Source organism: Thermococcus litoralis DSM 5473 (assembly GCF_000246985.2).
GTDB classification, from domain to species: domain Archaea; phylum Methanobacteriota_B; class Thermococci; order Thermococcales; family Thermococcaceae; genus Thermococcus_A; species Thermococcus_A litoralis.
This window is the reverse complement of the sequence record NC_022084.1, coordinates 470,581-492,878: the sequence shown is the minus strand read 5'-3', so window position 1 is coordinate 492,878 and position 22,298 is coordinate 470,581. Positions and strand designations below refer to the sequence as shown.

Here is a 22,298-nt window from a genome sequence, read left to right as displayed (position 1 = left end):
ATGAAGAGGAAGGCCCAGGCAGCTATAGAGTACCTAATGATGATAGCCATTGTCATGATTATAATCTTTGTCGTAGTTCAACTCATTAGAAGAACCGTCTTAAATGCTGCCCAAAACATTCAAAACCTCACCCAATCAATAATTGAAGAACTGCAAAAAACAAAAGAAGAAGTCAGCCCATGAGCTTTTTCCCAAAAAGCCTAAGCCCTACGACAGTTATTACCCCAATTGCAACCGGAACTATATGAAGACTTGCTGCGGCAAATCCTATTGCTCCAATAACTACTCTTATCCCCTTTCTGAGGTTTTTCTGGAACCAGCCGGTAAGTGCTATCGCCAAGAGATACATGACTAAAAGTGTAGCTCCGAAATCGTAAAGTACTTGAAGGGCCGTTGTTGCTGTCCACTTCTCCACAGTTATTAAGAACATTTCTGGATGGTTGAAATAAATGTATGGGCCAATGTATCCGGCTAAGGCATATTTCACTGCATTTATTGCTGTCTTCCAGAAATCTCCTCCCGCTAAAGCTGAACCTGCATAAGATGCCAAAGCCACTGGTGGAGTAACATCGGCAAGTATTCCAAAGTAGAATACAAAGAAATGTGCCGCTAGCAAGGCTATTGGAGTTGTAAATCCAGGGACGGGAGAGCTATAGGGCTGTAATCCTAAGACTGCATTATATATTGCTGGAGCAGCTACAAGAGATGTTATTATATAGTTTGCCGTTGTTGGCACTCCCATTCCCAAGATTAGGCTGAATATCATAGTTAATACAAGTAAAAGCCAAAGATTTCCTGCCGTTAAGTCGATTAATCTGTACCCCAAGCTTGTTACAAGTCCCGTCATTGTAAGTACCCCTTGGATAAGTCCAGCACTTGCTGCTGCCAGCATTACACTTGTGCTTGTTTTTCCGGCATCGATCATGGATTCGTAGGTGGCTGAGTACATTTTCTTGCCATCCTCGCTTTTTGAGATATATCCAACTATTAACGAGAAAACTATCCCCATTACGCCACTCATCAGCAGTATTTGCTCTTTTCTCATTCCCAGGTACTTGGTTAGAGCTATAAACAGAATGAAGAGCAAGCTTATGTACAGCTTTTCGTTAAATTCCAGCAGTTTGGTTGAAAAAGACAATACTATTAAGGATAATGCAAGCAAAATAAGGACTATTGTCACCGGCAATGCTATTTCTCTGCCGGTAAACATAAGGATCGTGGTTATTATTACTGAAGCTACGTAAATTCCCTCATGCCCTTTGATGTTGTCCTTTGATATCCAGGCAACCCAGATTGCTATGCCCAGGGAAGAAATTGCGGAGATGTGTGGGGGAATTCCCCAAACTAACGCCACTGTAATAACGGCTATTGGGAGTAGTATGTAGAGCTTTCTAATGAAATAGTTAAGAGGTGCGAATTTCTCCCTCGGCATTCCTTTTAGTCCAAGTCTCTTTGTCTCTAGGTCTATGAACAGATAAACGCCCGAATAATAGACCAAAGCGGGGAGCACGGCTGCTATGATTAACTTGTTATAGGGAATTCCAAGAAATTCAGCCATAATAAACGCGGCTGCACCCATTATAGGGGGCATTAACTGTCCACCAGTGGAGGCAACAGGCTCGACGGCTCCGGCAACTTCGGGGGGATAGCCGGCTTTTTTCATTAGGGGGATAGTGAAAGTTCCCGTAGTTAAAACGTTGGCAACACTTGATCCGCTTACGGTTCCCATCAATCCACTTGAGACAACTGCAGATTTTGCTGGTCCTCCTGGACGGGAGCCAAAAAGAGATATCATGAACTCCGTTATGTAATCGCTTATCCCAATTTTTAGCAAAAATGCTCCAAAAAACACAAAAGCAAAGACATAAATTGTCATAACAAAGAATGGGATTCCGAAGATTCCCTCATCAAAATACAGCTGCTGGGTAAATCTGATCCAGTTAAACCCTATATTGTTTATTCCATAAAGCAAAAACACAACTACAACAAGCGGAAGAACCCACCCAAGCACTCTTCTTGTTGCCTCCAGCACCAATATTATTGCCATCACGCCAAAAACAACATCGGTCATGTATACCTCTGCGTATGTGGCGTACCTTTGATACACAAAGAACAAATACATTGAAGAGACAACCCCAAGTGCTGCTAGGATATAGTCATACCATGGAACTTTTTTGAGATATTGCTCCTTCTTCTTTACTGGATAGAGAAGGTATGTTATCAAAAGGATCATTGCTAGGACGAAGGCTTCTCCCTGCTTTGTCTGGAAGGTTATTTTTAATGGAGAAATGCTTATCCCTATTTTTGAGAAGAGATCATAGAGGGTATAGTTGAAGTTAAATATGAAGAGGATCTCGTAGATACCTATTAAGATTGCGGCTATTTTTATCACGTTCTCAAGTTTTGGAGGGAGGGTTCTTGTTTTTTCTAGCACTATCTCCTCTGCTTTTTCAAATTTTTCTTCGATTTCCATATCAGCACCTCCTCATTATTACAAGTATAAGTGGACATTTCTTCACATTAAAATTCACAAGGGTTTCTTTGGTTGGAGACAATATAACTTCTTCGTTCACGCTAATTTTTGCATGATTCAAGGGAATAAACCAAAAGCTGAGACTCTTCCCAAGGAGAATATTGACTTTTTTGACATAGTATCCATCTTCTGAGTATTGGATGTCCTCTGGAAGACCCGCTCCGAAGTCCTTCCACCACATTCCAGTGACGTATAAGCCTGTTTTGTTGGCTTTGAGCTCTTCTATGATTTCACTTCTCTGAACACTGTGGATGTAGGCGATCTTTATGTCCTTCTCACCAAGAAGGCTCACATACGAGTGAGTCCCATCGCTTATTATAAGAACATTTGCGGGAAAAAGAAGTATTATAAGAAAAGGAAGCAAAAAAAGAAACCTCTTCAAAAGATTCACCCTTTAAGCTCTTCTGGAACACTTAGGCCTTTCTCTTCATAGTACTTTATTGCTCCGGGGTGAAGTGGTATGCTCATACCGTCAAGAGCTGTTTCTAGGCTTATAAGTTGGGCTTTCTGGTGAACTGCCCTAAGTTGGTCGACGTTTTCGAACAATATCTTAGTCATCTTGTAAACTGTGTCTTCTGAAAGATCAGCACTCACGGCAAGCATTGCTTTAACGGCTAGGGTTGGAGTGTCCTCTTCAACACCATTGTAGGTTCCCTTTGGAACGACCTGTCTAACGTAGAATATGTACCCCTGTTGTTTGAGCTTGTTAAGAATGTCATCTGGAATTGGAAGGACTCTAACCGGTGTCTGGACGGCTATTTGGTTAACTGACGGGGTTGGAATTCCGGAGACTATAACGGCCGCATCAACTTGGCCGAGCTTAAGGCTTTGTGAAGCCTCGCTGAACTTTTGGTTCACCTTTTCAATGCTGTCCCATACACCAGCTGCTCTAAGTACTTGTTCTGCAGCAACAGCAGTTCCGCTTCCTGGGGCACCTATGGCCACCTTCTTTCCAGCCAAGTCTTGAAGTGTTTTAATATCACTGTCTGCCCTAACAATAAATTGGACTGTTTCTGGATAAAGGGCGGCAACTCCTCTAATGTTCTTTATTGCTTGCCCTTCGAACATGTAGAGACCGTTGTAGGCATAGTAAGCTACGTCGTTCTGGAGAATTGCCGCTTGGGCGGTTCCATCTTCAATTGCCTTTGCGTTTGCCACGCTTGCACCGCTTGTAACGGCCTTAGCGGGGACACCGTTTTTAGTTAAGATCTCTGCATACTTGGAACCAAGGGGGAAGTAAACTCCTCCAGTTCCACCGGTATAGATGGTTATTTCTTGGGCTTGGGTTGTTGTCTGAGTTTGTGTTCCTTGTTGTGTACAGCCCGAAACAATCAAACCAAGGGCCAGAACCAATATCAAACCAATTGCTTTCCACTTCATTTTTCACATCTCCTTTTTTGTACATCCAAATAATTTCATATACATTACAGTATTTGTTTTGTATTTATGTCTCGTTATATACTTTACGGTCGTAAACTTTTACTTATCCGTAAATCATTAGTTTTTGATTATTTTGGGCTATGATTGAAAATTTTCTGGAAATATGTTTATTTAAATCAAGGCAACACATTTGAGAGAGATTATCTTTGAAAGAATCTACATCTTTTTCTATGTCATATGTAGAGCTGAATGATTTTGATGCTAGAACGTTAAGGTTTTTATGCCAAAACTCAATGCCTCATAGGGGATAAGGATGAAGGTTATAATGACAACCAGTGTTGATTTAGCGTCCATGAACATTAAGCATAAGTTGATTGAACATTTTGGATTCAAAGAGACAGAGCAGGAATTCGATAAGAATCGGGTTTATCGTTGGGGAGATGCTCTCCTCCTGACAACAAATAGGGAAATGATATACTATGATAATCTAGACAGAGCGATAACAAAGCAGCTTAACGTAACCCCGGAGATAATAATCTTCGCATCTAGGCATTCAAGTCAGCAAAAGCTCCCAGCTTTAACGACCCATGTAACTGGAAACTGGGGAAAGGCTATGTACGGAGGAAAAGATGAAAGCTTAGCTATTGCAGAACCCAGGGCAATGAAGCTTGCACTTCTAAAGTTGCATGAATTAAATACTCTGGGTTGGACTGTATGCTACGAGGCAACACATCACGGTCCGAGTGAGCTTGAAGTGCCTTCTCTTTTTATAGAGATTGGCTCCAGCGAAGAGGAATGGAAAAACGAGGAAGCGGGAGAGATAGTTGCAGAGACGATTTTATACGTGTTGGAAAATTATCAAAAAAGCAAATTCAAAACTGCAATTGGGATTGGTGGGGGCCATTACGCTCCCAAACAAACAAAAAAAGCATTGACTTCGGATATTGCTTTTTCCCATATAGCCGCAAAGTACGCACATCCCTTATCGAGGGAAATGCTTGTTAAAGCCATAGAAAGAACATCAGGGAACGTTGATGCAATTTACGTTGATTGGAAGGGCAGTAAAGGGGAAACCAAGCAAATTGCAAGGAATTTAGCTGAAGAGCTAGGCTTGGAATTTATCAAAGACTAACAAAAGAAGCGAAATGCTTAAAGCTTTAAAAGTACACATTTAAATATCGGCTGAACTAATTTGGCTAAGGTTTATATATGTAGAGAATGTGAAAAAACATTTAGAACTGTTATCGATATGGGAGGGTGAAAAGATGTTGAAACTAATTGAAAACGCGATAGAAAGAACCTCCGCCGAGACAAATGCTTCAGTTGAAGTACAAGCCCCATCTTCTGACATTGATGAGGAGCTTAAGAAAATACTAGAACAAGTGCAGGCAAAGATATATGTCATCGGTGTCGGTGGTGCGGGCTGTAACACCGTTAATAGAATGATGGAAGTTGGAATTCAAGGTGCCAAAATAATTGCTGTTAACACTGATGCTCAGGATCTTTTAAAGATAAAAGCTCACAAAAAGATACTTATTGGTAAAGAGCTTACAAGGGGGCTTGGTGCTGGAAACAATCCAAAAGTTGGCGAAGAGGCTGCAAAAGAAAGCGAGAGAGATATTAGAGATGCTCTTGAAGGAGCCGACATGGTCTTCATAACATGCGGTCTTGGAGGGGGAACTGGAACTGGTGCCGCTCCAATAGTTGCGGAGCTAGCAAAGAAAATGGGGGCGCTAACGGTTTCTGTAGTAACGCTTCCGTTTACTGTTGAAGGAATAAGAAGAATTAAAAACGCTGAATATGGCCTTGAGAGGCTTAGAAAGAACAGCGACACTGTTATAGTCATTCCGAACGACAAGCTTATGGAAGTTGCGCCCAATTTGCCAATTCATATGGCATTCAAAGTTGCTGATGAAATTCTTGTTCAGGCTGTTAAGGGCATTACAGAACTAATTACAAAGCCAGGTCTAATTAACCTTGACTTTGCGGATGTGAAGGCGGTCATGAAAGACGGCGGCGTTGCAATGATTGGCATTGGTGAGAGCGATAGTGAAAAGAGGGCTTTGGAAGCAGCAACACAGGCATTAAACAGCCCATTGCTCGACGTCGACATAAGCGGTGCTAAAGGGGCTTTAATAAGCATTGCGGGAAGTGATGTTAAACTTGAGGAGGCACAACAGATAATTGAACTCGTGACAAGCAAGCTTGATCCAGAGGCTCAGGTGATATGGGGAATACAGCTTGATCCAGAACTCGAAAAGGCTATCAGAGTAATGGTCGTTGTGACTGGAGTCAGCTCTCCATATGCAGTAGTTGAAGAATCTGAGATCTCATATTCCCCAGAGGAAGAAAAGAAAGTTATTAAGCTCGACTTAACCGAGCTTTAAATTTTGTTTTAATTCCTCTAGCTTTTTGTTCTCCCTTAACTTTATAAATAAACTGAGAGGATATAAGCATAACTTTTAAATAGTCGGGGAATAGTCAAGTCTGAGAGTCGTGAGGGGTGTTAAAAATGGCAGAGAGCTACACAGAAAAGTTTAAAAACTTCATATCTGAGTCGAAGAGAGTTTTCCTCGTGACCAAAAAGCCAAGTTGGAAGGAGTATAAGCTTGCTGCTAAGATAACGGGCGTTGGGATTATTTTAATAGGCCTTATCGGCATGCTTATTCACATTATTGGTGCATTGATAGAAGGTGGGGCATAACTCCCTTGGTGATAGAGATGGAGTCGAAGATATTTGCAGTAAGGGTAACAGTTGGACAGGAAGAGAACACTGCCAAGCTCATTTACAGTAAGGCAAAGACCTACAACCTGCCTATTAGGGCAATTTTAGCTCCTTCCAAGGTTAGAGGATACATCTTTGTTGAAGCTGCAGAGAAAGCAGCGGTGGATGAGGCAATCAGGGGCATCAGGCATGCAAAAGGGACCCTACCTGGTGAGATAGCCTTTAGCGAGATAGAGCACTTCCTTGAAGAGAAACCCGCAGTTAGCGGATTTGAACCTGGAGATATTGTCGAGCTTATTGCCGGTCCGTTTAAGGGAGAAAAGGCTAAGGTTGTCAGAGTTGATGAAGCAAAAGATGAGATTGTTGTTGAGCTCATCGGAGCTATAGTACCAATCCCCGTTACAGTTAGAGGGGAATACGTTAGGCTTATAAGCAAACGCTCAGAGGAGTAGAGGGGTGAAGAGAATGGCAAAAAAGCAAATTGTTGAAGTGTTGGTTGAAGGTGGTAAAGCTACTCCCGGTCCTCCATTGGGTCCAGCAATTGGTCCACTAGGATTGAACGTTAAGCAAGTAGTTGATAGGATAAACGAAGCGACAAAGGATTTTGCGGGAATGCAGGTTCCAGTTAAGATCATTGTAGACCCAGTGACGAGACAATTTGAGATTGAGGTTGGTACTCCTCCAGTAAGCCAGCTTATAAAGAAGGAGCTTGGCCTTGAGAAAGGCTCAAGCGAGCCAACAAGAAACATTGTGGGAGATTTAACAATGGAACAGGTTATCAAGATAGCAAAGGCAAAGAAGCAGCAAATGCTTGCAGCTGATCTAAAAGCTGCTGCCAAAGAAGTCATAGGAACGGCACTGAGCATGGGAGTTACCGTGGAAGGTAAAGATCCAAGAGAAGTGCAGAAGGAAATAGACGAAGGAGTTTATGATGAAGTATTTGCAAAGGCAGAGTGAGGGAAAAGTTTAAAAATCTCTCCTTTTACGAACTTTTGATTTTTCCTTCCGGCTTAAATAAAAAAAGAAGGAGGTCAGAAAAATGGCCTTTGACAGGCAAAAAATCGTGGAAGCGGTGAAGGAGGCTAAAGCCCGGGCTAAGCCGCGTAACTTCACACAGACCGTCGAAGTGGCAGTAAACCTCAAGGATATTGACCTTAAAAAACCTGAAAACAGGTTTAAGCTTGAGGTTGTTCTGCCACACGGTCGCGGGAAGGAGCCAAAAATCGCGGTCATCGCTGATGGTGCCGTTGCCGAGGCGGCTAAAAAGCTCGGGCTTGATGTGATTAGTGGTGAGGAATTGGAGGAATTGGGGAGCAACCCAAGGGCTGCGAGAAAGATAGCTAAGAAGTATGACTTTTTCATAGCAGCTGCTCCGCTAATGCCAAAGATTGGTAGATACCTTGGTAGGTACTTAGGTCCAAGAAACAAGATGCCCGTGGTAGTTCCACCCACAGTAACCGATCTTACACCATTTGTTGAAAGGCTTAAAAAGACTGTAAGGATACAGCTCAAGAACAATCCAGTAGTACATGCTCCAGTTGGCACAGAGGACATGGACGATGAAAAGCTTGCAGAGAACATTGAAACAGTGCTTAATGCAATAATAGGAAAGCTCGAAAGAGGAGAGAACCAAGTTAAGTCAGCATACGTCAAAACAACAATGGGCCCAGCTGTAAAAATAGAGGGGTGATATAAATGGCTCATGTTGCTGAGTGGAAGAAAAAGGAAGTTGAAGAACTTGCCAAGCTTATCAAGAGCTACCCAGTGGTTGCCCTTGTAGACGTGGCAGATGTTCCAGCTTATCCCTTATCAAAGATGAGAGAAAGCCTTAGGGGCAAAGCCGTGCTTAGGGTCTCAAGAAACACCTTAATCGAGCTTGCAATTAAAAAAGCTGCTCAGGAGCTCAATAGTCCAGACCTTGAAAAGCTTGTTGATCACATCCAGGGTGGAGCAGGTATCCTTGTTACAGAAATGAACCCATTTAAGCTTTACAAATTCTTAGAAGAGAGTAAAAAGCCAGCTCCAGCTAAGCCTGGAGTTCTAGCTCCAAGAGACATTGTAGTTCCTGCAGGACCAACACCTCTCTCGCCAGGACCTCTCGTAGGTGAGATGCAGGCTTTAGGAATTCCCGCAAGAATTGAGAAAGGTAAAGTTTCGATTCAAAAAGACACCGTAGTTCTTAAAGCTGGCGAGATTATAACTCCTCAGCTTGCTAACATTCTCAACCAGTTGGGAATTGAACCTCTTGAAGTGGGACTTAAGTTGCTCGCCGCTTACGAAGATGGCATTGTTTACACACCGGAAGTCCTTGCAATTGATGAGGAGCAATACATCAGCATGATTCAACAGGCTTATATGCACGCGTTCAACTTGTCCGTAAACGTAGCATATCCAACAAAGCAAACAATCGAGGCAATCATCCAAAAGGCATTCCTTGGTGCAAAGAACGTTGCTGTGGAAGCGGGATACATTACCAAAGAGACTGCTGGAGACATACTTGGCAAGGCATTCAGAGTTGCATTGCTCATAGCCCAGGAGCTACCAGAGGAGTTGCTTGATGAGAAGACCAAAGAACTTTTAAACCAACAAGCACAAGTTATAGCGGCTCAACCTCAGCCAGCTGAAAAGGCTGAGGAGAAAGTTGAGGAAGAGGAGGAAGAAGAGGAGAAGGAAGAAGAGGAAGCTCTCGCTGGATTGGGAGCTTTGTTTGGTTGATGCGCATCAAATAACAAAAAATAAAGATAACTCGGAGGTGTAAGGAGATGGAGTATGTATATGCTGCTTTATTGTTACACGCCGCTGGTAAGGAAATAACCGAAGAGAACATAAAGGCCGTACTCCAAGCTGCTGGAGTAGAGGTTGATGAGGCAAGAGTAAAGGCTCTCGTTGCAGCCCTTGAGGGAGTCAACATCGATGAGGTTATAGAAAAGGCTGCAATGCCAGTTGCAGTTGCAGCTGCTCCAGCTGCAGCCCCAGCTGCTGAGGCTCCTGCAGAGGAAGCTCCAGCAGAAGAGGAAGAGGAAGAAGAGGAGAAGGAAGAAGAGGCTCTCGCTGGACTTGGAGCTCTCTTCGGCTGAACTCCCTTCATTTCTTTATATTTGTTTTATAACCGGCTTTTGTTGTGGAAGATAAAAGAAAAGAAGCTATTTTTTGGACTTTCTCTTGGATAAAACTAAATGCTGGCTTCCTTGATAGCTACCCCTATAGGGGTTGCTTGATGGCTCTTCAAGTCTTATGAATGCTATCTGCACAAACCTTTCTCCGTAGTGGAGGACTACTTCTTCTTCGGAACTGTTGAACAATGCTAACGTAAGGTTCCCATCCCACCCAGGGTCAACCCATGCAAAACTCCCCAAGAGGCCTTCTCTTGCAAAAGTGCTCCTTAATCTCATGTCTCCCATAACATCATCTGGAAGCTTTACTCTTTCTAGAGTCAGTATCAAGGCGTGCCCTTTGGGGGGTATGACCACTTTTCCTTCTTTTTCAACGTCGATAAAGTTTCCATTGACCATGGCCTCTTTTCCGACCCTTAAATCATAGCCCGCTGGTTGGAGAGATTTTTCGTTAAATGGTTCTATTAATATTTCCTTTCTAATTTTATGGTCTGGCAGTATCATTTTATCACCGCAACTTTTATGTATGCATGCATTATAACTCTTTTGAGGGCCCGTGGCCTAGGGGATTGGGCGTCGGCCTTCGGAGCCGAAGGTCCCGGGTTCAAATCCCGGCGGGCCCGCCAAATAATGTTTCTAATTGTTCCTTGAGTGAGAATAACTGCATATACTCCTGAAAACTTGATAATACAAGGAAATCATTCATGAAACTTTCGTTTCACCGAGTTCCTAAAATTATTGACTTCTAACATATTTTTGGTGATCTTTCATGGCATCAGAGTTAAAATCTCTTCCTGCTGAGGAATTTAGTAGGGTTGGGTACTACGAAGTGATAGATATTGACGGTTATTTATTCAAGAACCATCGTTTGATAGGAATCTATGTCGAGAATACCTTTGTCCCAATAGAACCAAATATCCTCCCCGAGTGGGTTCATAAAAAGCTGTTAATCAAGCGAAAGTGCATACTAAAGATGGAACTTAGAGGAAATATCCTTCGTGGATTTCTGCTGGATTTGGAGTCCAAAGAAGAATGGCTTATTATTGAGAGAGAAGTGGTGGGCCCGGGGGGCTTTGAACCCCCGACCACGCGGTTATGAGCCGCGCGCTCTGACCAGGCTGAGCTACGGGCCCACGAAGACTGGCGCCGCCGGCCCGACTTGAACGGGCGACCACCGGATTAACAGTCCGGCGCTCTACCGACTAAGCTACGGCGGCACAAACCCAATCATAGGGAGTATGAGTGAATTTATAAAGCTTACGGTGGTTCTAGGCGGGGCGTGTTTAGTTTCACCTCCTGTTATTTAAACAGTACTTGACTCTGAGGAGGATTTTCAGACCATAACACATTACCCCAAGCAAAATTCGGGTTACAGTAGTCTTTTTCAGAAAACAGGGGATCCTACTGCCAAACCAAGTTGTAAACGCACCCCAGAACCCCTCATGAGGATTCCTATGCCCGTACTCTTCTTCAGAAAACACTCTATCTCTCTTCTTACTACCAAAACCACCTGGAGGGTTCTTAGTCTTCTTAACAATCGGCCGATAACCCTTTTCCACCACAGTGTTCAGAACTTTCTTTGAATCATAAGCCCCATCAGCATAAAAATTCCCAGAACCCTCCGGCAGGAGTTCAATCAGCTCGTTCTCAGAAGTTGTGATCTTCACAGCAACCGGATACAGTAAACCCGGCAGGATTCTCGTTATTGCCTGAACTTCTATTCTGTCCTTTTTTATTTGTGATAATGGTTGAGTCTGCTTGAGTGCTGGCGTAGGGTAATTTCTGGAGTTTTTTCAGGAGGTGGTTTGTCAGTTCTTCGAGGTTCAGCTTTTTCTCCCAGTTGTGGAGGGTTGAGTAGTGAATGTTTGCTCCGAAGAATTTTCTGCCGTAGTGCTGGGCGTCTCTGAGGGGTAGGTTGTAGTATTGTTTAAAGAGGAGTATTGCCAGTATTGTTTTTACTGGAAATTTTTTGGATTTTGGCAGGTTCTTCAGCTTTCCTTCTGATTCAAAGTCTGCTAAAACGTCGAGGATTATGAATGCCACGCTTTCAGGGTCTTTGAGTCTGTGATCCCATCTGGGGATCACGACAACCACCTGAAAGAATTCAGCAAAAACCCTAATAAAGGTTACTATAAACACGCCCGTTCTAGGCGAAAAGTTTATATACTAACTTAAGCCTTTCTTCATTCGGTGCCCCGGTAGCCTAGCCTGGTGGGGCGGCGGACTTGTAATCCGCAGGCCGCGGGTTCAAATCCCGCCCGGGGCTCCATTGCAATGGGGCCGTGGGGTAGCTTGGTCTATCCTGCGGGCTTTGGGAGCCCGTGACCCGAGTTCAAATCTCGGCGGCCCCACCATAATAATGATCACGTAAGTACATCGATGGAATGTTAAGGCGTTCAGAAGAGTTCTTAAACTTTACGCAAACAATATAAACCCTCTTTCAGACTAAACTCACGAAAAGCTTATATACTCCAATTGAAAGCTGGAGGTAGTGAGAGGGTGTACCTTCTAAAAATTTTAAAGGGGGCAATTCTCTGTGACGGCGAAAAAAACCTTTACAATATTTGATCACGTGTTAGTTCCTGAGCATAGAATCCTCAGCGAAGAAGAAAAAGAAGAGCTGCTTAAGAAGTACAGGATTAAGCTTTCTCAGCTACCCCAAATCAAAGCAAGCGATCCAGCGGTTCAGGCTCTTGGAGCTAAGCCTGGGGATGTTATAGAAATAAAGAGGAAAAGCCCTACTGCGGGGGTTTATTACTATTATAGGATTGTTGTGGAAGACTGAAGTTTTTGAGGTGAGAAAATGAGAGGTCCTACTGTTGTTGAGGTTACTCCGGACGATCTTTGGGAAGTTATGAAAAGCTACTGGGACGAAAAGGGACTTGTAAGACAGCATCTCGATTCTTACAACGCTTTCATTGATCATGGAATGCAAGAAGTAGTTAACGAATTCGGTGGAGTCAAGCCAGACATCCCAGACTTCGAGGTCAAATTCGGAAGGATAAGGCTTGGTGAGCCAGAGTTTCAAGAAGCCCACGGGCAGAGGAAGCCACTCTACCCAATGGATGCAAGAATTAGGAACCTTACTTACTCGGCACCGATTTTCTTGGAAATGATACCCGTTGTCAAGGGGATTGAGCAAGAGCCTGTTGAGGTCAGAATTGGAGAACTGCCGGTAATGCTTAAGTCAAAAATATGCAGACTTTATGGATTAAGTGATGAAGAGTTAATTGCCCATGGAGAAGATCCCAAGGATCCAGGAGGATATTTCATAATCAATGGTTCTGAAAGGGTTATCGTCTCTATCGAGGATTTAGCACCGAACAGAACACTTGTAGAGATTGATGAAAGACAGAACAGATATATAGCGAAGTGTTTCTCCTACAGACACGGATATAGAGCTTTGATAACAGTGGAAAGAAGAAAAGATGGTTTGCTTTACGTTTCTATTCCAAACGTACCTGGTGTCATAAAGTTCGTTTACGTCATGAGGGCCCTTGGACTTGAGAGTGATAAAGAGATCGTAGATGCTGTGAGCAACAACCCTGAGATCCAACAAGTCCTCTTTGACAATTTAGAGGATGCAAGTGATATACAGACTCAAGAAGAAGCGTTGGATTACATAGGAAAGAAAGCTATGCCAGGACAGCCAAAGGAGTATAGGTTGAGAAGAGCTCAATCGATAATTGACAACAACCTTCTCCCTCATATGGGTGTTTCTCCAGAAGACAGAATAAGAAAAGCCTATTACCTTGGAATGATGGCTCTTAAGGTTATCGAACTTTCCCTTGGGCTTAGAGGGGAAGATGACAAAGACCACTATGCAAACAAGAGGCTCAAACTTGCTGGAGATCTCTTAAGAGATCTCTTTAGAGTTGCCTTTGGTCAGCTTGTTAAGGATATGCAGTATCAGCTCACCAAAACCTACCAGAGAAAGGGTGAGAAATACACCTTCCAAGATATTCAGAGGTTTGTGAGAAATTCCGTGAGACCGGATGTACTAACGGAGAGAATTGAACACGCTTTGGCAACTGGAGCTTGGCCTGGAGGAAGAACCGGTGTCAGTCAGCTCTTGGATAGAACTAACTTTATGTCGACTCTTTCTCATTTGAGAAGGGTTACTTCTCCATTAAGCAGAGAGCAGCCCCACTTTGAAGCGAGAGACCTTCACGGTACCCACTGGGGAAGAATCTGTCCAACGGAAACCCCTGAAGGTCCCAACTGTGGTCTGGTTAAGAATCTTGCATTAATGTCTCAAATAACAACCGCGATCCCAGAGGAGGAAGTTTTGGAGTATCTGGAAAGCCTTGGCATAGTGCACATTGAGGAGAAGAGACCGGAGCCAGAGGACTGGAGGATATATCTAAATGGGGTTCTCATTGGGACGTACAAAGATGGTATTTCTTTGGTAAACAAGATAAAAAGCGACAGAAGGGCTGGAAGAATTAGCGATGTGATAAACGTTGCTTATTATGAAGACGTTAGGGAAGTATACATTAACAGCGATGATGGTAGAGTCAGGAGACCTCTCATCATTGTTGAAGACGGCATTCCAAAGCTTACAAGAGAGCATGTTGAAGCAATAAAGAAAGGAACTCTCAAATGGAGCGATCTTGTGAGGATGGGGGTTATTGAGTATCTTGATGCTGAGGAAGAGGAAAATGCCTACGTGGCAACTTGGCCATGGGAAGTTACTAAAGAACACACCCACCTTGAGATAATGCCAGCTGCAATACTTGGATTGCCAGCATCGCTCGTTCCCTATCCAGAGCACAACGCCGCTCCAAGAAACACCTATGGGGCAGGTATGGCCAAGCAGAGCCTTGGTTTGGGCTGGGCAAACTTTAGAATAAGGGTGGACACAAGGGGTCACTTAATGCACTATCCGCAAATTCCTCTCGTCAATTCGAGGATTATGGAGGCAGTAGGTTTTGAGCAGAGACCAGCAGGTCAAAACTTTGTAGTTGCAGTTCTCAGTTATGGTGGATATAACATGGAAGACGCAGTTATCATGAACAAAGCCTCCATTGAGAGGGGATTAGCAAGATCAACGTTCTTTAGAACTTATGAGGCTGAAGAAAAGAAATACATGGGTGGGCAGACCGATAAGTTCGAAATTCCAGATCCAACTGTTAGAGGATTCCTTGGTGAAAAATACTATAGACACCTTGACGAAGATGGTATAATATTCCCAGAATCAAAGGTGGAAGGGAAGGACGTTCTGGTTGCGAGAACTTCTCCACCGAGGTTCCTTGAAGAGCAGGCTGGCTTAGGTGCTGGCATACTCCAGGGAAGGAGAGAAACTAGCATAACTATGAGACCTGGGGAGAAAGGAATAGTCGATAAGGTCATATTAACCGAAACAGGAGATGGAACAAAACTTGTTAAAGTAACGGTTAGAGACCTCAGAATTCCAGAATTTGGTGACAAATTTGCTTCAAGGCACGGACAGAAGGGTGTTATCGGGCTTATAGTGCCTCAAGAGGACATGCCATGGACAGAGAGCGGAATAGTTCCAGATTTAATAGTTAACCCACACGGTATCCCAAGCCGTATGACTGTCGGACAGCTTATCGAGGCAATAGGCGGAAAAGTTGCTTCACTAAAAGGAAGAAGAATAGACGGAACAGCTTTCATTGGAGAGCCGGAAGAGAAGCTTAGAAAAGAACTTGAGGAGCTTGGCTTTAGGCACAATGGAAGAGAAGTCATGTACGATGGAATCACCGGAAGAAAGCTTGAGGCGGATATATTTGTTGGTGTTATATACTACCAGAGACTCCACCACATGGTAGCAGATAAGCTGCACGCACGTTCAAGAGGTCCGGTGCAGGTTCTCACCAAGCAGCCAACAGAGGGTAGAGCAAGAGAGGGTGGTCTCAGATTCGGTGAAATGGAGCGTGACGTTCTCATTGGACACGGTGCATCGATGCTCCTAGTGGAGAGATTACTGGAGGAGAGCGATAAAACAGAGGTCTGGGTATGTGAGAGCTGTGGACATTTGGCAGTCGAGGACAAGCGTAGGGATAAGGTTTACTGTCCAGTCTGTGGAGAAGAGGAGAAGATAAGCAAGGTAGAGATAAGCTATGCCTTCAAGTTGTTGTTGGATGAGATAAAGGCAATGGTTATTAGACCATCATTAAAACTCAAGGAGAGGGTGTAGAGCTATGCACTCAATGAAAAAGGTTATCGGAAGCATTGAATTTGGTATATTGTCTCCTCAAGAGATTAGGAAGATGAGCGCTGCTGAGATAACTGTGCCAGATACATACTCAGAGGACGGTTATCCAATTGACGGTGGACTAATGGATAGAAGGCTTGGTGTTATAGACCCAAACCTCAGATGTGAGACCTGTGGAGCAAATTACAAAGAATGTCCTGGACATTTTGGACATATAGAACTCGCGAGGCCCGTCATTCACGTAGGGTTTGCAAAGACGATATACAGAATCCTTGAAAGTACTTGTAGGGAATGCGGAAGAATTAGGCTAACCGATGAAGAAATAGAGGAATATATGACAAAGTTCAGTGTAAATGAAGCTAGGAAGAGCGAGATAGATGCCCTGGTGACTGAGATATACAAGAAGGCAAGGGAAAGAATGGTCTGCCCACACTGTGGTGCTCCCCAATACCAGATAAAGTTCGAAAGACCCACAATATACTGGGAGATAAGAAGAGACGAGGAAGGAAATGAGTATAAGCATAGAATGATGCCAAGTGAAATTAGAGACAGACTGGAAAAGATTCCGGATAAGGATTTACCTCTTCTTGGTCTTGATCCCGAGAAATCAAGACCGGAATGGATGGTTTTGACAGTTTTGCCAGTTCCCCCGGTTACGGTAAGGCCCTCAATTACGCTTGAAAGCGGTATAAGGGCTGAAGACGACTTAACTCACAAGCTTGTTGACATAATAAGAATTAACGCTCGTTTGAAACAAAACATAGAAGCTGGAGCTCCGCAGCTCATTATCGAAGACCTATGGGATCTCCTTCAATATCACGTGACCACATACTTTGACAATGAAACTTCCGGAATTCCACCTGCAAAGCACAAGAGCGGAAGACCACTCAAGACGCTCGCTCAAAGACTTAAGGGTAAAGAGGGAAGATTCAGGAAGAACCTTAGCGGTAAGCGTGTTAACTTCTCTGCAAGAACTGTTATCAGCCCAGACCCAATGATAAGTATAAACGAAGTTGGTGTTCCGCTGGTCGTTGCGATGGAGCTCACAGTCCCAGAAAAGGTAACCGAGTTCAACATTGAAAAGCTTAGAAAGATGATCCTCAATGGTCCGGAGAAGTATCCGGGAGCCAACTATGTAATAGACCCACAGGGAAGAAGAATCCGCCTTATGGAAAGCAATAGGGGAACAATAGCCAACATGCTTGATATTGGATGGACAGTTGAGAGACACCTTCTCGATGGAGACATAGTTCTCTTCAACAGACAGCCATCCCTTCACAGAATGAGCATTATGGCCCACAGGGTTAGGGTTATGCCCTACAAGACATTTAGGCTTAACTTGGCAGTCTGTCCTCCATATAACGCTGATTTCGATGGAGACGAGATGAACCTCCACGTCCCACAAACTGAAGAGGCACAGGCTGAGGCTAAGATCCTTATGGAAGTACAAAATCACATTCTCTCCCCAAGATACGGAGGGCCAATAATAGGTGGAATTCAAGATCACATATCCGGTGGCTATCTGCTGACTAGGGAAGGAGCGTATTTCACAAAATACGAAGTTGAGCAGATGTTGATGTTTGCAGGTGTTGATGTGAAGGAGCTTCCAAAACCAGATAAGGTAGAAAACGGCGTTGAGTACTGGAGTGGAAAGACTATATTCTCCCTCTTATTGCCGGATGACCTAACAATCTGGTACCGCAACAAGCTTTGTGATGATCCATCTCAATGTGAGCCCATTGAAAAGCTCATTGAAGAGAAGCTGGTGCCCAGTGAAGAAGAGATTAGAGAGGTTGCCACAGATGGCTTTGTCTACATCCGCAACGGAAAACTGTTGAGCGGTGCAATAGACAAAAAGGCCTACGGTAGGGAGGATGGAAAGATCCTCGACATCATAGTTAGAGAGTACGGTGTCGAGAGGGCTAGGCAGTTCTTGGATCAGGTTACAAAGCTTGCGATATGGGTCATCACTCACAAAGGGTTCACAACCGGAATAGATGACGAAGACCTTCCCGATGAGGCGAAGGCAAGAATTAGAGAGATAATAATGGAGGCAGAGGACAAGGTTCAAAGGCTAATAGAGGCATACAAGAACGGTGAACTTGAACCATTGCCCGGTAAAACCCTCGAAGAGACCCTTGAGAGCAAGATAATGGCCGTACTTTCTGAAGCGAGAGATAACGCAGGTAAGGTGGCCGAAAAGTATCTGGGTATGAACAACCATACAGTTATAATGGCCAAAACTGGAGCAAGAGGTAAAATTCTTAACATCACTCAGATGGCCGCTATGCTTGGACAGCAGTCGATTAGAGGTAAGAGACTTTATAGAGGCTACAGAAACAGGGTGTTAAGCCACTTCAAGCCTGGAGATCTTGGAGCGAGGGCAAAGGGCTTCATTGTGAACTCCTACAAGAGTGGATTGACTCCACAAGAGTACTTCTTCCACGCAATGGGTGGTAGGGAAGGTCTCGTTGATACAGCTGTTAGAACAGCCCAGAGCGGTTACATGCAACGTAGATTGATCAACGCACTCCAAGACCTCAAGGTAGACTACGATGGAACGGTAAGGGATCCAACTGGAATTATAGTGCAGTTCCGCTACGGTGAAGATGGAGTAGATCCAATGAAGAGCTGGGGCGGAAAAACAGTAGACGTTGATAGAGTGATAATGAGGACTTTAATAAAGCTCAGGGAAAAGGGGTGAGATGTTATGGTATCAAGCTCAACTATTAAAAAGCTTGTAGAGAGTAAAGCCTCCAATCTGCCGGAGAGACTTAAAGAAGAGCTCTTGGAGAAGCTCCTCACTTATAACGAGAAGTACAAGCTGAAGAAGGCAGAAATTGAGGCAATAATTGATGAAGTTGTGGGCGAATACGAAAAAGCTCTAATAGAGCCTGGAGAGGCTGTAGGAACTGTTACCGCCCAGTCGATTGGAGAGCCCTCCACACAGATGACACTTAACACATTCCACTATGCAGGTGTTGCTGAGATTAACGTTACCCTTGGTCTTCCAAGAATCATTGAAATTGTTGATGCAAGAAAGAACCCATCAACTCCAATTATGACAGTTTATCTCGACGAGGAGCATAGATACGACTCAGAAAAGGCTCGTGAGGTTGCGAGGAGAATTGAGGGAACAACTCTCGAAAGCCTTGCCAGAAGCATGACGCTTGATATACTCAACATGGAATTCGTGGTTGATGTTGACCCAGAACGCCTTGAGAAAAGCGGTTTAACAATGGAGAAGATTCAAGCAAAGCTCGAACGCTCATTCAAGTCGGCGGAAATAGAGGTTGATGGAAACACATTGATAATCAGAATGAAAAAGGTTAAGGGTGTTTCAACATTAAGAAGACTCGCCGATAAAGTTAAAAAGCATCGTCTAAAAGGACTGTCAGGCGTGGGAAAAACAATTATCAGAAAAGAGGGAGACGAGTACGTCATCTACACAGAGGGATCAAACTTCAAACAGGTGCTCAAGGTTCCGGGCGTTGATCCAACAAGAACAAGGACGAACAATATCCATGAAATAGCTGAAGTACTTGGCATTGAGGCGGCAAGAAATGCTATTATTGAAGAAATAACAAGAACGATGCAGGAGCAGGGTCTTGAAGTAGATGTCAGGCATATCATGCTCGTCGCTGATATGATGACCCTTGATGGTATTGTGAGACCTATTGGAAGGCACGGTGTGGTTGGTACAAAAGCAAGTGTGCTCGCTAGAGCTGCATTCGAGATTACCGTTCAACACTTACTCCAAGCTGCCGAAAGGGGAGAGGTTGATCCCCTCAACGGTGTGGTCGAAAACGTATTAATCGGTCAGCCCGTTCCAGTTGGAACGGGAATCGTTAGGCTGGCAATGAAGTTACCGATTAAAAAATCCATAGAAGAGTAGGGAGGTGTAGGTAATGGATTTAGCATTTGAGCTTAGAAAAGCCCTTGAAACAGGAAAAGTTATCATTGGTTCAAACGAAACAGTTAGGCTTGCCAAGGTCGGGGGTGCAAAGCTCATTATCATAGCCAAAAACGCACCAAAAGAGCTTAAGGATGACATCAACTATTATGCAAAGCTCAGCAATATTCCGGTTTATGAGTTCGAGGGGACAAGCGTTGAGTTAGGCACAATGCTCGGTAAGCCCTTTGTAATCGCATCACTGGCAATAGTAGAGCCTGGAGAGAGCAAAATACTTGCACTGGCCGGAGGTAAGTGAGCATGCCACTCAAGCTAAACACTGACCAGATAAAGTATATAGCACTCTTTGAGAGCTTTACAGGAGCAACAGTGCTCGATTGCTTAATCGACTCACCAAGGAATCGCCTAATATTCGTCATCAAGAAGGGAGAAATGGGTCTGGCATTAGGCAAAAGAGGCAGCAACGTTAAAAGGATACAAGGGATGTTAGGAAAGGACATTGAGCTCATAGAACATTCAGAAAATCCGGAAGAATTCCTCAAGAACATTTATAAAACAATGGGCGTAAGGATTAAAAAAGTTCACATAACTGAAAAGAAAGATGGAAAAAAAGTTGCCCTCCTTGATGTGAATCAAAGGGATAAGCCTAGGGCAATAGGTAAAGGGGGGCAAAATATAAACCTCGTCAAAGAATTAATGGAGAGGCATCACGGGATTGAGGAAGTTGTGGTAATTTGAGGTGATGATCATGGCTGGAAAGAAGGCTCCTTACGGTGAATTTGCTGGAAGAAAGCTCAAGCTTAAGAGAAAGAAGTTTAGGTGGAGTGACATAACCTACAAGAGAAGGGTACTTAGGCTCAAGGAGAAGAGCGATCCACTTGAAGGTGCACCACAGGCGAGAGGAATCGTTCTTGAAAAGATTGCAGTTGAAGCTAAGCAGCCAAACTCAGGTATGAGAAAAGCGGTTAGGGTTCAGCTCATCAAGAACGGTAAGGTAGTTACCGCTTTCACCCCCGGTGACGGTGCTATCAAGCACATTGACGAACACGATGAGGTCATCATAGAGGGAATTGGCGGTCCAAAAGGTGGATCTATGGGTGACATTCCAGGAATTAGATACAAGGTTGTCATCGTTAACAGAACTTCCCTTAAAGAGATAGTTAAGGGTAGAAAAGAAAAGCCAAGAAGGTGATGCTCATGGCCAAACCACTAGAAGAGAGATTTTTTATCCCAAAGGATCTCAAGGTTTTCGGGAGATGGAGTGTTGAGGAAGTAGTCGTTGAAGACCCATCCCTCAGACCTTACATTAATCTTGAACCAAGAATTCTTCCCCACAGCCACGGAAGGCATGCTAAGAAGCAGTTCGGTAAGGCAAATGTACATATTGTTGAGAGGCTAATAAACAAGGTAATGAGAAGCGGTGCTTCAAGCTACAAGATCGGTGGACACTTCATGAGAAGAGAGCACCGCTCATTGATGAGCAAGAAGATGAAGGCTTATGAGGTCGTAAAAGAGGCTTTCAAGATCATTGAACAGAGAACAAAGCAGAACCCAATCCAGGTTCTCGTTAAGGCAATCGAAAACTCCGCCCCGAGGGAGGACACCACAAACATCATGTTCGGTGGAGTTAGATACCACCTCGCAGTTGATATCTCTCCAATGAGAAGGCTTGATGTTGCCTTGAGAAACATCGCCCTCGGTGCATCAGCAAAGTGCTACCGCAACAAGATCAGCTATGCCGAGGCATTGGCTGAAGAGATTATTGCAGCAGCAAACAAGGATACAAAGAGCTTCGCATACAGCAAGAAGGAAGAAATCGAGAGGATTGCACAGTCCTCAAGGTGAGCTCTTTTATTTCTTTTTCAATTGTGTGTTAAGCACGGTCTCTCCTTTGTATCTTTTAATTCCTTCAGAGAGCTCAAATTCAGCTTTTACAGTAATTGAAATTGCATCAGCTCTTTTTAAGGGGATCACAACAAAATCTAATCTGGTACTCCCCACTCCTTGAAAGCCAAGATCAGGGATTTCTAATACGACAGAATTTAGATCTTCTTTACTTCTCTGCAATTTTATAGGATTCCAAGGGTAGCCGTCTGGAGTCTTTAAATAAACTTCTGCACTGACATTTGGAGTTATTACGAGTCTTAAGCTTTTGGTCTTTCCACCTTCCCTATGCCATACATGAATACGAAAAGAGAATACATCCTCTGCGTAATAGCCTTGTTCCATAAGAGAAAAAGTTGCAACTCTCTTGCCTTTTGAATTATAAAAGTTGGAATGAACTTCATCAGTCTCTGCTATCTTTTCACCTCTAAGATTCTCGACTGAAAAGGCTTTAACACCTAATGTGCAAATTGCGAACAATAATATTAGAAGTGCCAGCAGTTTAAGTATTCTTTTCATACCTATTCCCTGAGAGTATTATGTTTTTGAGTTATTTATGCTTTTCTCTATAA

At 43.7% G+C, this 22,298-nt stretch carries 24 protein-coding genes and 5 tRNA genes; 20 read left to right on the top strand and 9 right to left on the bottom strand.

What is annotated here, in order from left to right:
- Entirely contained in the window at positions 1-183 is a 183-nt protein-coding gene (locus tag OCC_RS02655; RefSeq protein WP_004066292.1) for a class III signal peptide-containing protein, read from the top strand.
- Here the strand turns inward: OCC_RS02655 and OCC_RS02650 are convergent.
- Genes OCC_RS02650 through OCC_RS02640 form a run of 3 tightly spaced genes read right to left on the bottom strand, consistent with a single transcriptional unit; the run spans position 173 to position 3,913 of the window.
- Positions 173-2,473, bottom strand: a complete 2,301-nt coding sequence (locus OCC_RS02650; protein ID WP_004066291.1) for a TRAP transporter permease — start codon at positions 2,471-2,473, stop codon at positions 173-175. The two genes, OCC_RS02655 and OCC_RS02650, sit on opposite strands and share 11 nt — an antisense overlap.
- Before the next feature lies 1 nt (position 2,474).
- On the bottom strand, positions 2,475-2,924 hold the full coding sequence (locus OCC_RS02645) for a DUF1850 domain-containing protein (protein WP_238565075.1): 450 nt from the start codon (positions 2,922-2,924) through the stop codon (positions 2,475-2,477).
- Positions 2,921-3,913: a TAXI family TRAP transporter solute-binding subunit gene (locus OCC_RS02640; protein WP_004066289.1), complete on the bottom strand. Its 993-nt coding sequence runs from the start codon at positions 3,911-3,913 to the stop codon at positions 2,921-2,923. Before OCC_RS02640 ends, OCC_RS02645 begins: the two co-directional genes overlap by 4 nt.
- 313 nt (positions 3,914-4,226) lie before the next feature.
- On the opposite strand from OCC_RS02640, the gene OCC_RS02635 reads away from it, so the two are divergent.
- The 8 genes from OCC_RS02635 to rpl12p all read left to right on the top strand — a co-directional run bounded on the left by OCC_RS02635 (position 4,227) and on the right by rpl12p (position 9,715).
- Entirely contained in the window at positions 4,227-5,045 is an 819-nt protein-coding gene (locus OCC_RS02635; protein WP_004066288.1) for a D-aminoacyl-tRNA deacylase, read from the top strand.
- Positions 5,046-5,178: 133 nt separating this feature from the next.
- Positions 5,179-6,300, top strand: a complete 1,122-nt coding sequence (gene ftsZ / locus OCC_RS02630; protein WP_004066287.1) for a cell division protein FtsZ — start codon at positions 5,179-5,181, stop codon at positions 6,298-6,300.
- A gap of 125 nt (positions 6,301-6,425) precedes the next feature.
- Positions 6,426-6,617 (top strand): protein translocase SEC61 complex subunit gamma, encoded by a 192-nt coding sequence (locus OCC_RS02625; protein ID WP_004066286.1) that lies wholly within the window; start codon positions 6,426-6,428, stop codon positions 6,615-6,617.
- Positions 6,618-6,634: 17 nt separating this feature from the next.
- The gene (locus tag OCC_RS02620) at positions 6,635-7,090 is read left to right on the top strand and encodes a transcription elongation factor Spt5 (RefSeq protein ID WP_004066285.1); all 456 of its coding nucleotides are present in this window, start codon (positions 6,635-6,637) and stop codon (positions 7,088-7,090) included.
- A 13-nt stretch (positions 7,091-7,103) separates the two neighbouring features.
- Entirely contained in the window at positions 7,104-7,595 is a 492-nt protein-coding gene (locus OCC_RS02615) for a 50S ribosomal protein L11 (protein WP_004066283.1), read from the top strand.
- An 82-nt stretch (positions 7,596-7,677) separates the two neighbouring features.
- The gene (locus tag OCC_RS02610) at positions 7,678-8,328 is read left to right on the top strand and encodes a 50S ribosomal protein L1 (protein WP_004066281.1); all 651 of its coding nucleotides are present in this window, start codon (positions 7,678-7,680) and stop codon (positions 8,326-8,328) included.
- A 5-nt stretch (positions 8,329-8,333) separates the two neighbouring features.
- On the top strand, positions 8,334-9,353 hold the full coding sequence (locus OCC_RS02605) for a 50S ribosomal protein L10 (protein WP_004066280.1): 1,020 nt from the start codon (positions 8,334-8,336) through the stop codon (positions 9,351-9,353).
- 47 nt (positions 9,354-9,400) lie between these two features.
- Positions 9,401-9,715: a 50S ribosomal protein P1 gene (gene rpl12p / locus OCC_RS02600; protein WP_004066279.1), complete on the top strand. Its 315-nt coding sequence runs from the start codon at positions 9,401-9,403 to the stop codon at positions 9,713-9,715.
- Between the two features lie 66 nt (positions 9,716-9,781).
- Here the strand turns inward: rpl12p and dcd are convergent, their stop codons facing one another.
- Positions 9,782-10,255 (bottom strand): dCTP deaminase, encoded by a 474-nt coding sequence (gene dcd, locus OCC_RS02595; protein WP_004066278.1) that lies wholly within the window; start codon positions 10,253-10,255, stop codon positions 9,782-9,784.
- A 46-nt stretch (positions 10,256-10,301) separates the two neighbouring features.
- On the opposite strand from dcd, the gene OCC_RS02590 reads away from it, so the two are divergent.
- Positions 10,302-10,377 (top strand) — tRNA-Arg (locus OCC_RS02590).
- Between the two features lie 429 nt (positions 10,378-10,806).
- On the opposite strand, the gene OCC_RS02585 is transcribed toward OCC_RS02590, so the two are convergent.
- The 4 genes from OCC_RS02585 to OCC_RS02570 form a co-directional block, all read right to left on the bottom strand.
- Positions 10,807-10,884: transfer RNA gene (locus OCC_RS02585), tRNA-Ile, on the bottom strand.
- A gap of 8 nt (positions 10,885-10,892) precedes the next feature.
- Positions 10,893-10,968: transfer RNA gene (locus OCC_RS02580), tRNA-Asn, on the bottom strand.
- Positions 10,969-11,040: 72 nt separating this feature from the next.
- Positions 11,041-11,418 carry a hypothetical protein gene (locus OCC_RS02575; protein WP_020953616.1) on the bottom strand — a complete coding sequence of 126 codons (378 nt, stop codon included), beginning with the start codon at positions 11,416-11,418 and terminating at the stop codon, positions 11,041-11,043.
- Entirely contained in the window at positions 11,399-11,845 is a 447-nt protein-coding gene (locus OCC_RS02570) for a hypothetical protein (protein ID WP_148290385.1), read from the bottom strand. Before OCC_RS02570 ends, OCC_RS02575 begins: the two co-directional genes overlap by 20 nt.
- A 98-nt stretch (positions 11,846-11,943) precedes the next feature.
- On the opposite strand from OCC_RS02570, the gene OCC_RS02565 reads away from it, so the two are divergent.
- From OCC_RS02565 to OCC_RS02520, 10 genes are all read left to right on the top strand, one after another.
- A tRNA-Thr gene (locus OCC_RS02565) sits at positions 11,944-12,020 on the top strand.
- A 7-nt stretch (positions 12,021-12,027) separates the two neighbouring features.
- Positions 12,028-12,105, top strand: a tRNA-Pro gene (locus OCC_RS02560).
- Positions 12,106-12,287: 182 nt separating this feature from the next.
- Positions 12,288-12,536 carry a DNA-directed RNA polymerase subunit H gene (locus tag OCC_RS02555; RefSeq protein WP_004068069.1) on the top strand — a complete coding sequence of 83 codons (249 nt, stop codon included), beginning with the start codon at positions 12,288-12,290 and terminating at the stop codon, positions 12,534-12,536.
- Positions 12,537-12,554: 18 nt separating this feature from the next.
- Positions 12,555-15,911, top strand: coding sequence for a DNA-directed RNA polymerase subunit B (locus tag OCC_RS02550; RefSeq protein ID WP_004068068.1), 3,357 nt, complete (start codon positions 12,555-12,557; stop codon positions 15,909-15,911).
- Positions 15,912-15,915: 4 nt separating this feature from the next.
- Positions 15,916-18,633, top strand: coding sequence for a DNA-directed RNA polymerase subunit A' (locus tag OCC_RS02545; protein WP_004068067.1), 2,718 nt, complete (start codon positions 15,916-15,918; stop codon positions 18,631-18,633).
- Positions 18,634-18,639: 6 nt separating this feature from the next.
- Positions 18,640-19,824, top strand: coding sequence for a DNA-directed RNA polymerase subunit A'' (gene rpoA2, locus OCC_RS02540; RefSeq protein ID WP_004068066.1), 1,185 nt, complete (start codon positions 18,640-18,642; stop codon positions 19,822-19,824).
- A gap of 13 nt (positions 19,825-19,837) precedes the next feature.
- A complete protein-coding gene (locus tag OCC_RS02535) occupies positions 19,838-20,140 on the top strand; it encodes a 50S ribosomal protein L30e (protein ID WP_004068065.1) in 303 nt (100 codons plus the stop codon).
- 2 nt (positions 20,141-20,142) lie between these two features.
- On the top strand, positions 20,143-20,580 hold the full coding sequence (locus OCC_RS02530) for a NusA-like transcription termination signal-binding factor (protein ID WP_004068064.1): 438 nt from the start codon (positions 20,143-20,145) through the stop codon (positions 20,578-20,580).
- Positions 20,581-20,590: 10 nt separating this feature from the next.
- On the top strand, positions 20,591-21,034 hold the full coding sequence (locus OCC_RS02525; protein WP_004068063.1) for a 30S ribosomal protein S12: 444 nt from the start codon (positions 20,591-20,593) through the stop codon (positions 21,032-21,034).
- A gap of 5 nt (positions 21,035-21,039) precedes the next feature.
- Entirely contained in the window at positions 21,040-21,687 is a 648-nt protein-coding gene (locus tag OCC_RS02520; protein WP_004068062.1) for a 30S ribosomal protein S7, read from the top strand.
- A gap of 6 nt (positions 21,688-21,693) precedes the next feature.
- Here the strand turns inward: OCC_RS02520 and OCC_RS02515 are convergent, their stop codons facing one another.
- Complete coding sequence (locus OCC_RS02515) at positions 21,694-22,245, bottom strand: hypothetical protein (protein WP_004068061.1); 552 nt, start codon at positions 22,243-22,245, stop codon at positions 21,694-21,696.
- Between the last annotated feature and the right edge of the window lie 53 nt (positions 22,246-22,298).

What these genes read in the sequence shown, in the direction of transcription:
- OCC_RS02655 (WP_004066292.1), top strand. Translation starts at nt 1, where the DNA reads ATGAAGAGGAAGGCCCAGGCAGCTATAGAGTACCTAATGATGATAGCC.
- OCC_RS02615 (WP_004066283.1), top strand. Translation starts at nt 7,104, where the DNA reads ATGGCAAAAAAGCAAATTGTTGAAGTGTTGGTTGAAGGTGGTAAAGCT.
- ftsZ (WP_004066287.1), top strand. Translation starts at nt 5,179, where the DNA reads ATGTTGAAACTAATTGAAAACGCGATAGAAAGAACCTCCGCCGAGACA.
- OCC_RS02515 (WP_004068061.1), bottom strand. Translation starts at nt 22,245, where the DNA reads ATGAAAAGAATACTTAAACTGCTGGCACTTCTAATATTATTGTTCGCA.
- OCC_RS02650 (WP_004066291.1), bottom strand. Translation starts at nt 2,473, where the DNA reads ATGGAAATCGAAGAAAAATTTGAAAAAGCAGAGGAGATAGTGCTAGAA.
- OCC_RS02530 (WP_004068064.1), top strand. Translation starts at nt 20,143, where the DNA reads ATGCCACTCAAGCTAAACACTGACCAGATAAAGTATATAGCACTCTTT.
- OCC_RS02545 (WP_004068067.1), top strand. Translation starts at nt 15,916, where the DNA reads ATGCACTCAATGAAAAAGGTTATCGGAAGCATTGAATTTGGTATATTG.
- OCC_RS02635 (WP_004066288.1), top strand. Translation starts at nt 4,227, where the DNA reads ATGAAGGTTATAATGACAACCAGTGTTGATTTAGCGTCCATGAACATT.
- OCC_RS02525 (WP_004068063.1), top strand. Translation starts at nt 20,591, where the DNA reads ATGGCTGGAAAGAAGGCTCCTTACGGTGAATTTGCTGGAAGAAAGCTC.
- OCC_RS02520 (WP_004068062.1), top strand. Translation starts at nt 21,040, where the DNA reads ATGGCCAAACCACTAGAAGAGAGATTTTTTATCCCAAAGGATCTCAAG.
- OCC_RS02605 (WP_004066280.1), top strand. Translation starts at nt 8,334, where the DNA reads ATGGCTCATGTTGCTGAGTGGAAGAAAAAGGAAGTTGAAGAACTTGCC.
- dcd (WP_004066278.1), bottom strand. Translation starts at nt 10,255, where the DNA reads ATGATACTGCCAGACCATAAAATTAGAAAGGAAATATTAATAGAACCA.
- rpoA2 (WP_004068066.1), top strand. Translation starts at nt 18,640, where the DNA reads ATGGTATCAAGCTCAACTATTAAAAAGCTTGTAGAGAGTAAAGCCTCC.
- OCC_RS02550 (WP_004068068.1), top strand. Translation starts at nt 12,555, where the DNA reads ATGAGAGGTCCTACTGTTGTTGAGGTTACTCCGGACGATCTTTGGGAA.
- OCC_RS02640 (WP_004066289.1), bottom strand. Translation starts at nt 3,913, where the DNA reads ATGAAGTGGAAAGCAATTGGTTTGATATTGGTTCTGGCCCTTGGTTTG.
- OCC_RS02620 (WP_004066285.1), top strand. Translation starts at nt 6,635, where the DNA reads ATGGAGTCGAAGATATTTGCAGTAAGGGTAACAGTTGGACAGGAAGAG.
- OCC_RS02610 (WP_004066281.1), top strand. Translation starts at nt 7,678, where the DNA reads ATGGCCTTTGACAGGCAAAAAATCGTGGAAGCGGTGAAGGAGGCTAAA.
- OCC_RS02625 (WP_004066286.1), top strand. Translation starts at nt 6,426, where the DNA reads ATGGCAGAGAGCTACACAGAAAAGTTTAAAAACTTCATATCTGAGTCG.
- rpl12p (WP_004066279.1), top strand. Translation starts at nt 9,401, where the DNA reads ATGGAGTATGTATATGCTGCTTTATTGTTACACGCCGCTGGTAAGGAA.
- OCC_RS02535 (WP_004068065.1), top strand. Translation starts at nt 19,838, where the DNA reads ATGGATTTAGCATTTGAGCTTAGAAAAGCCCTTGAAACAGGAAAAGTT.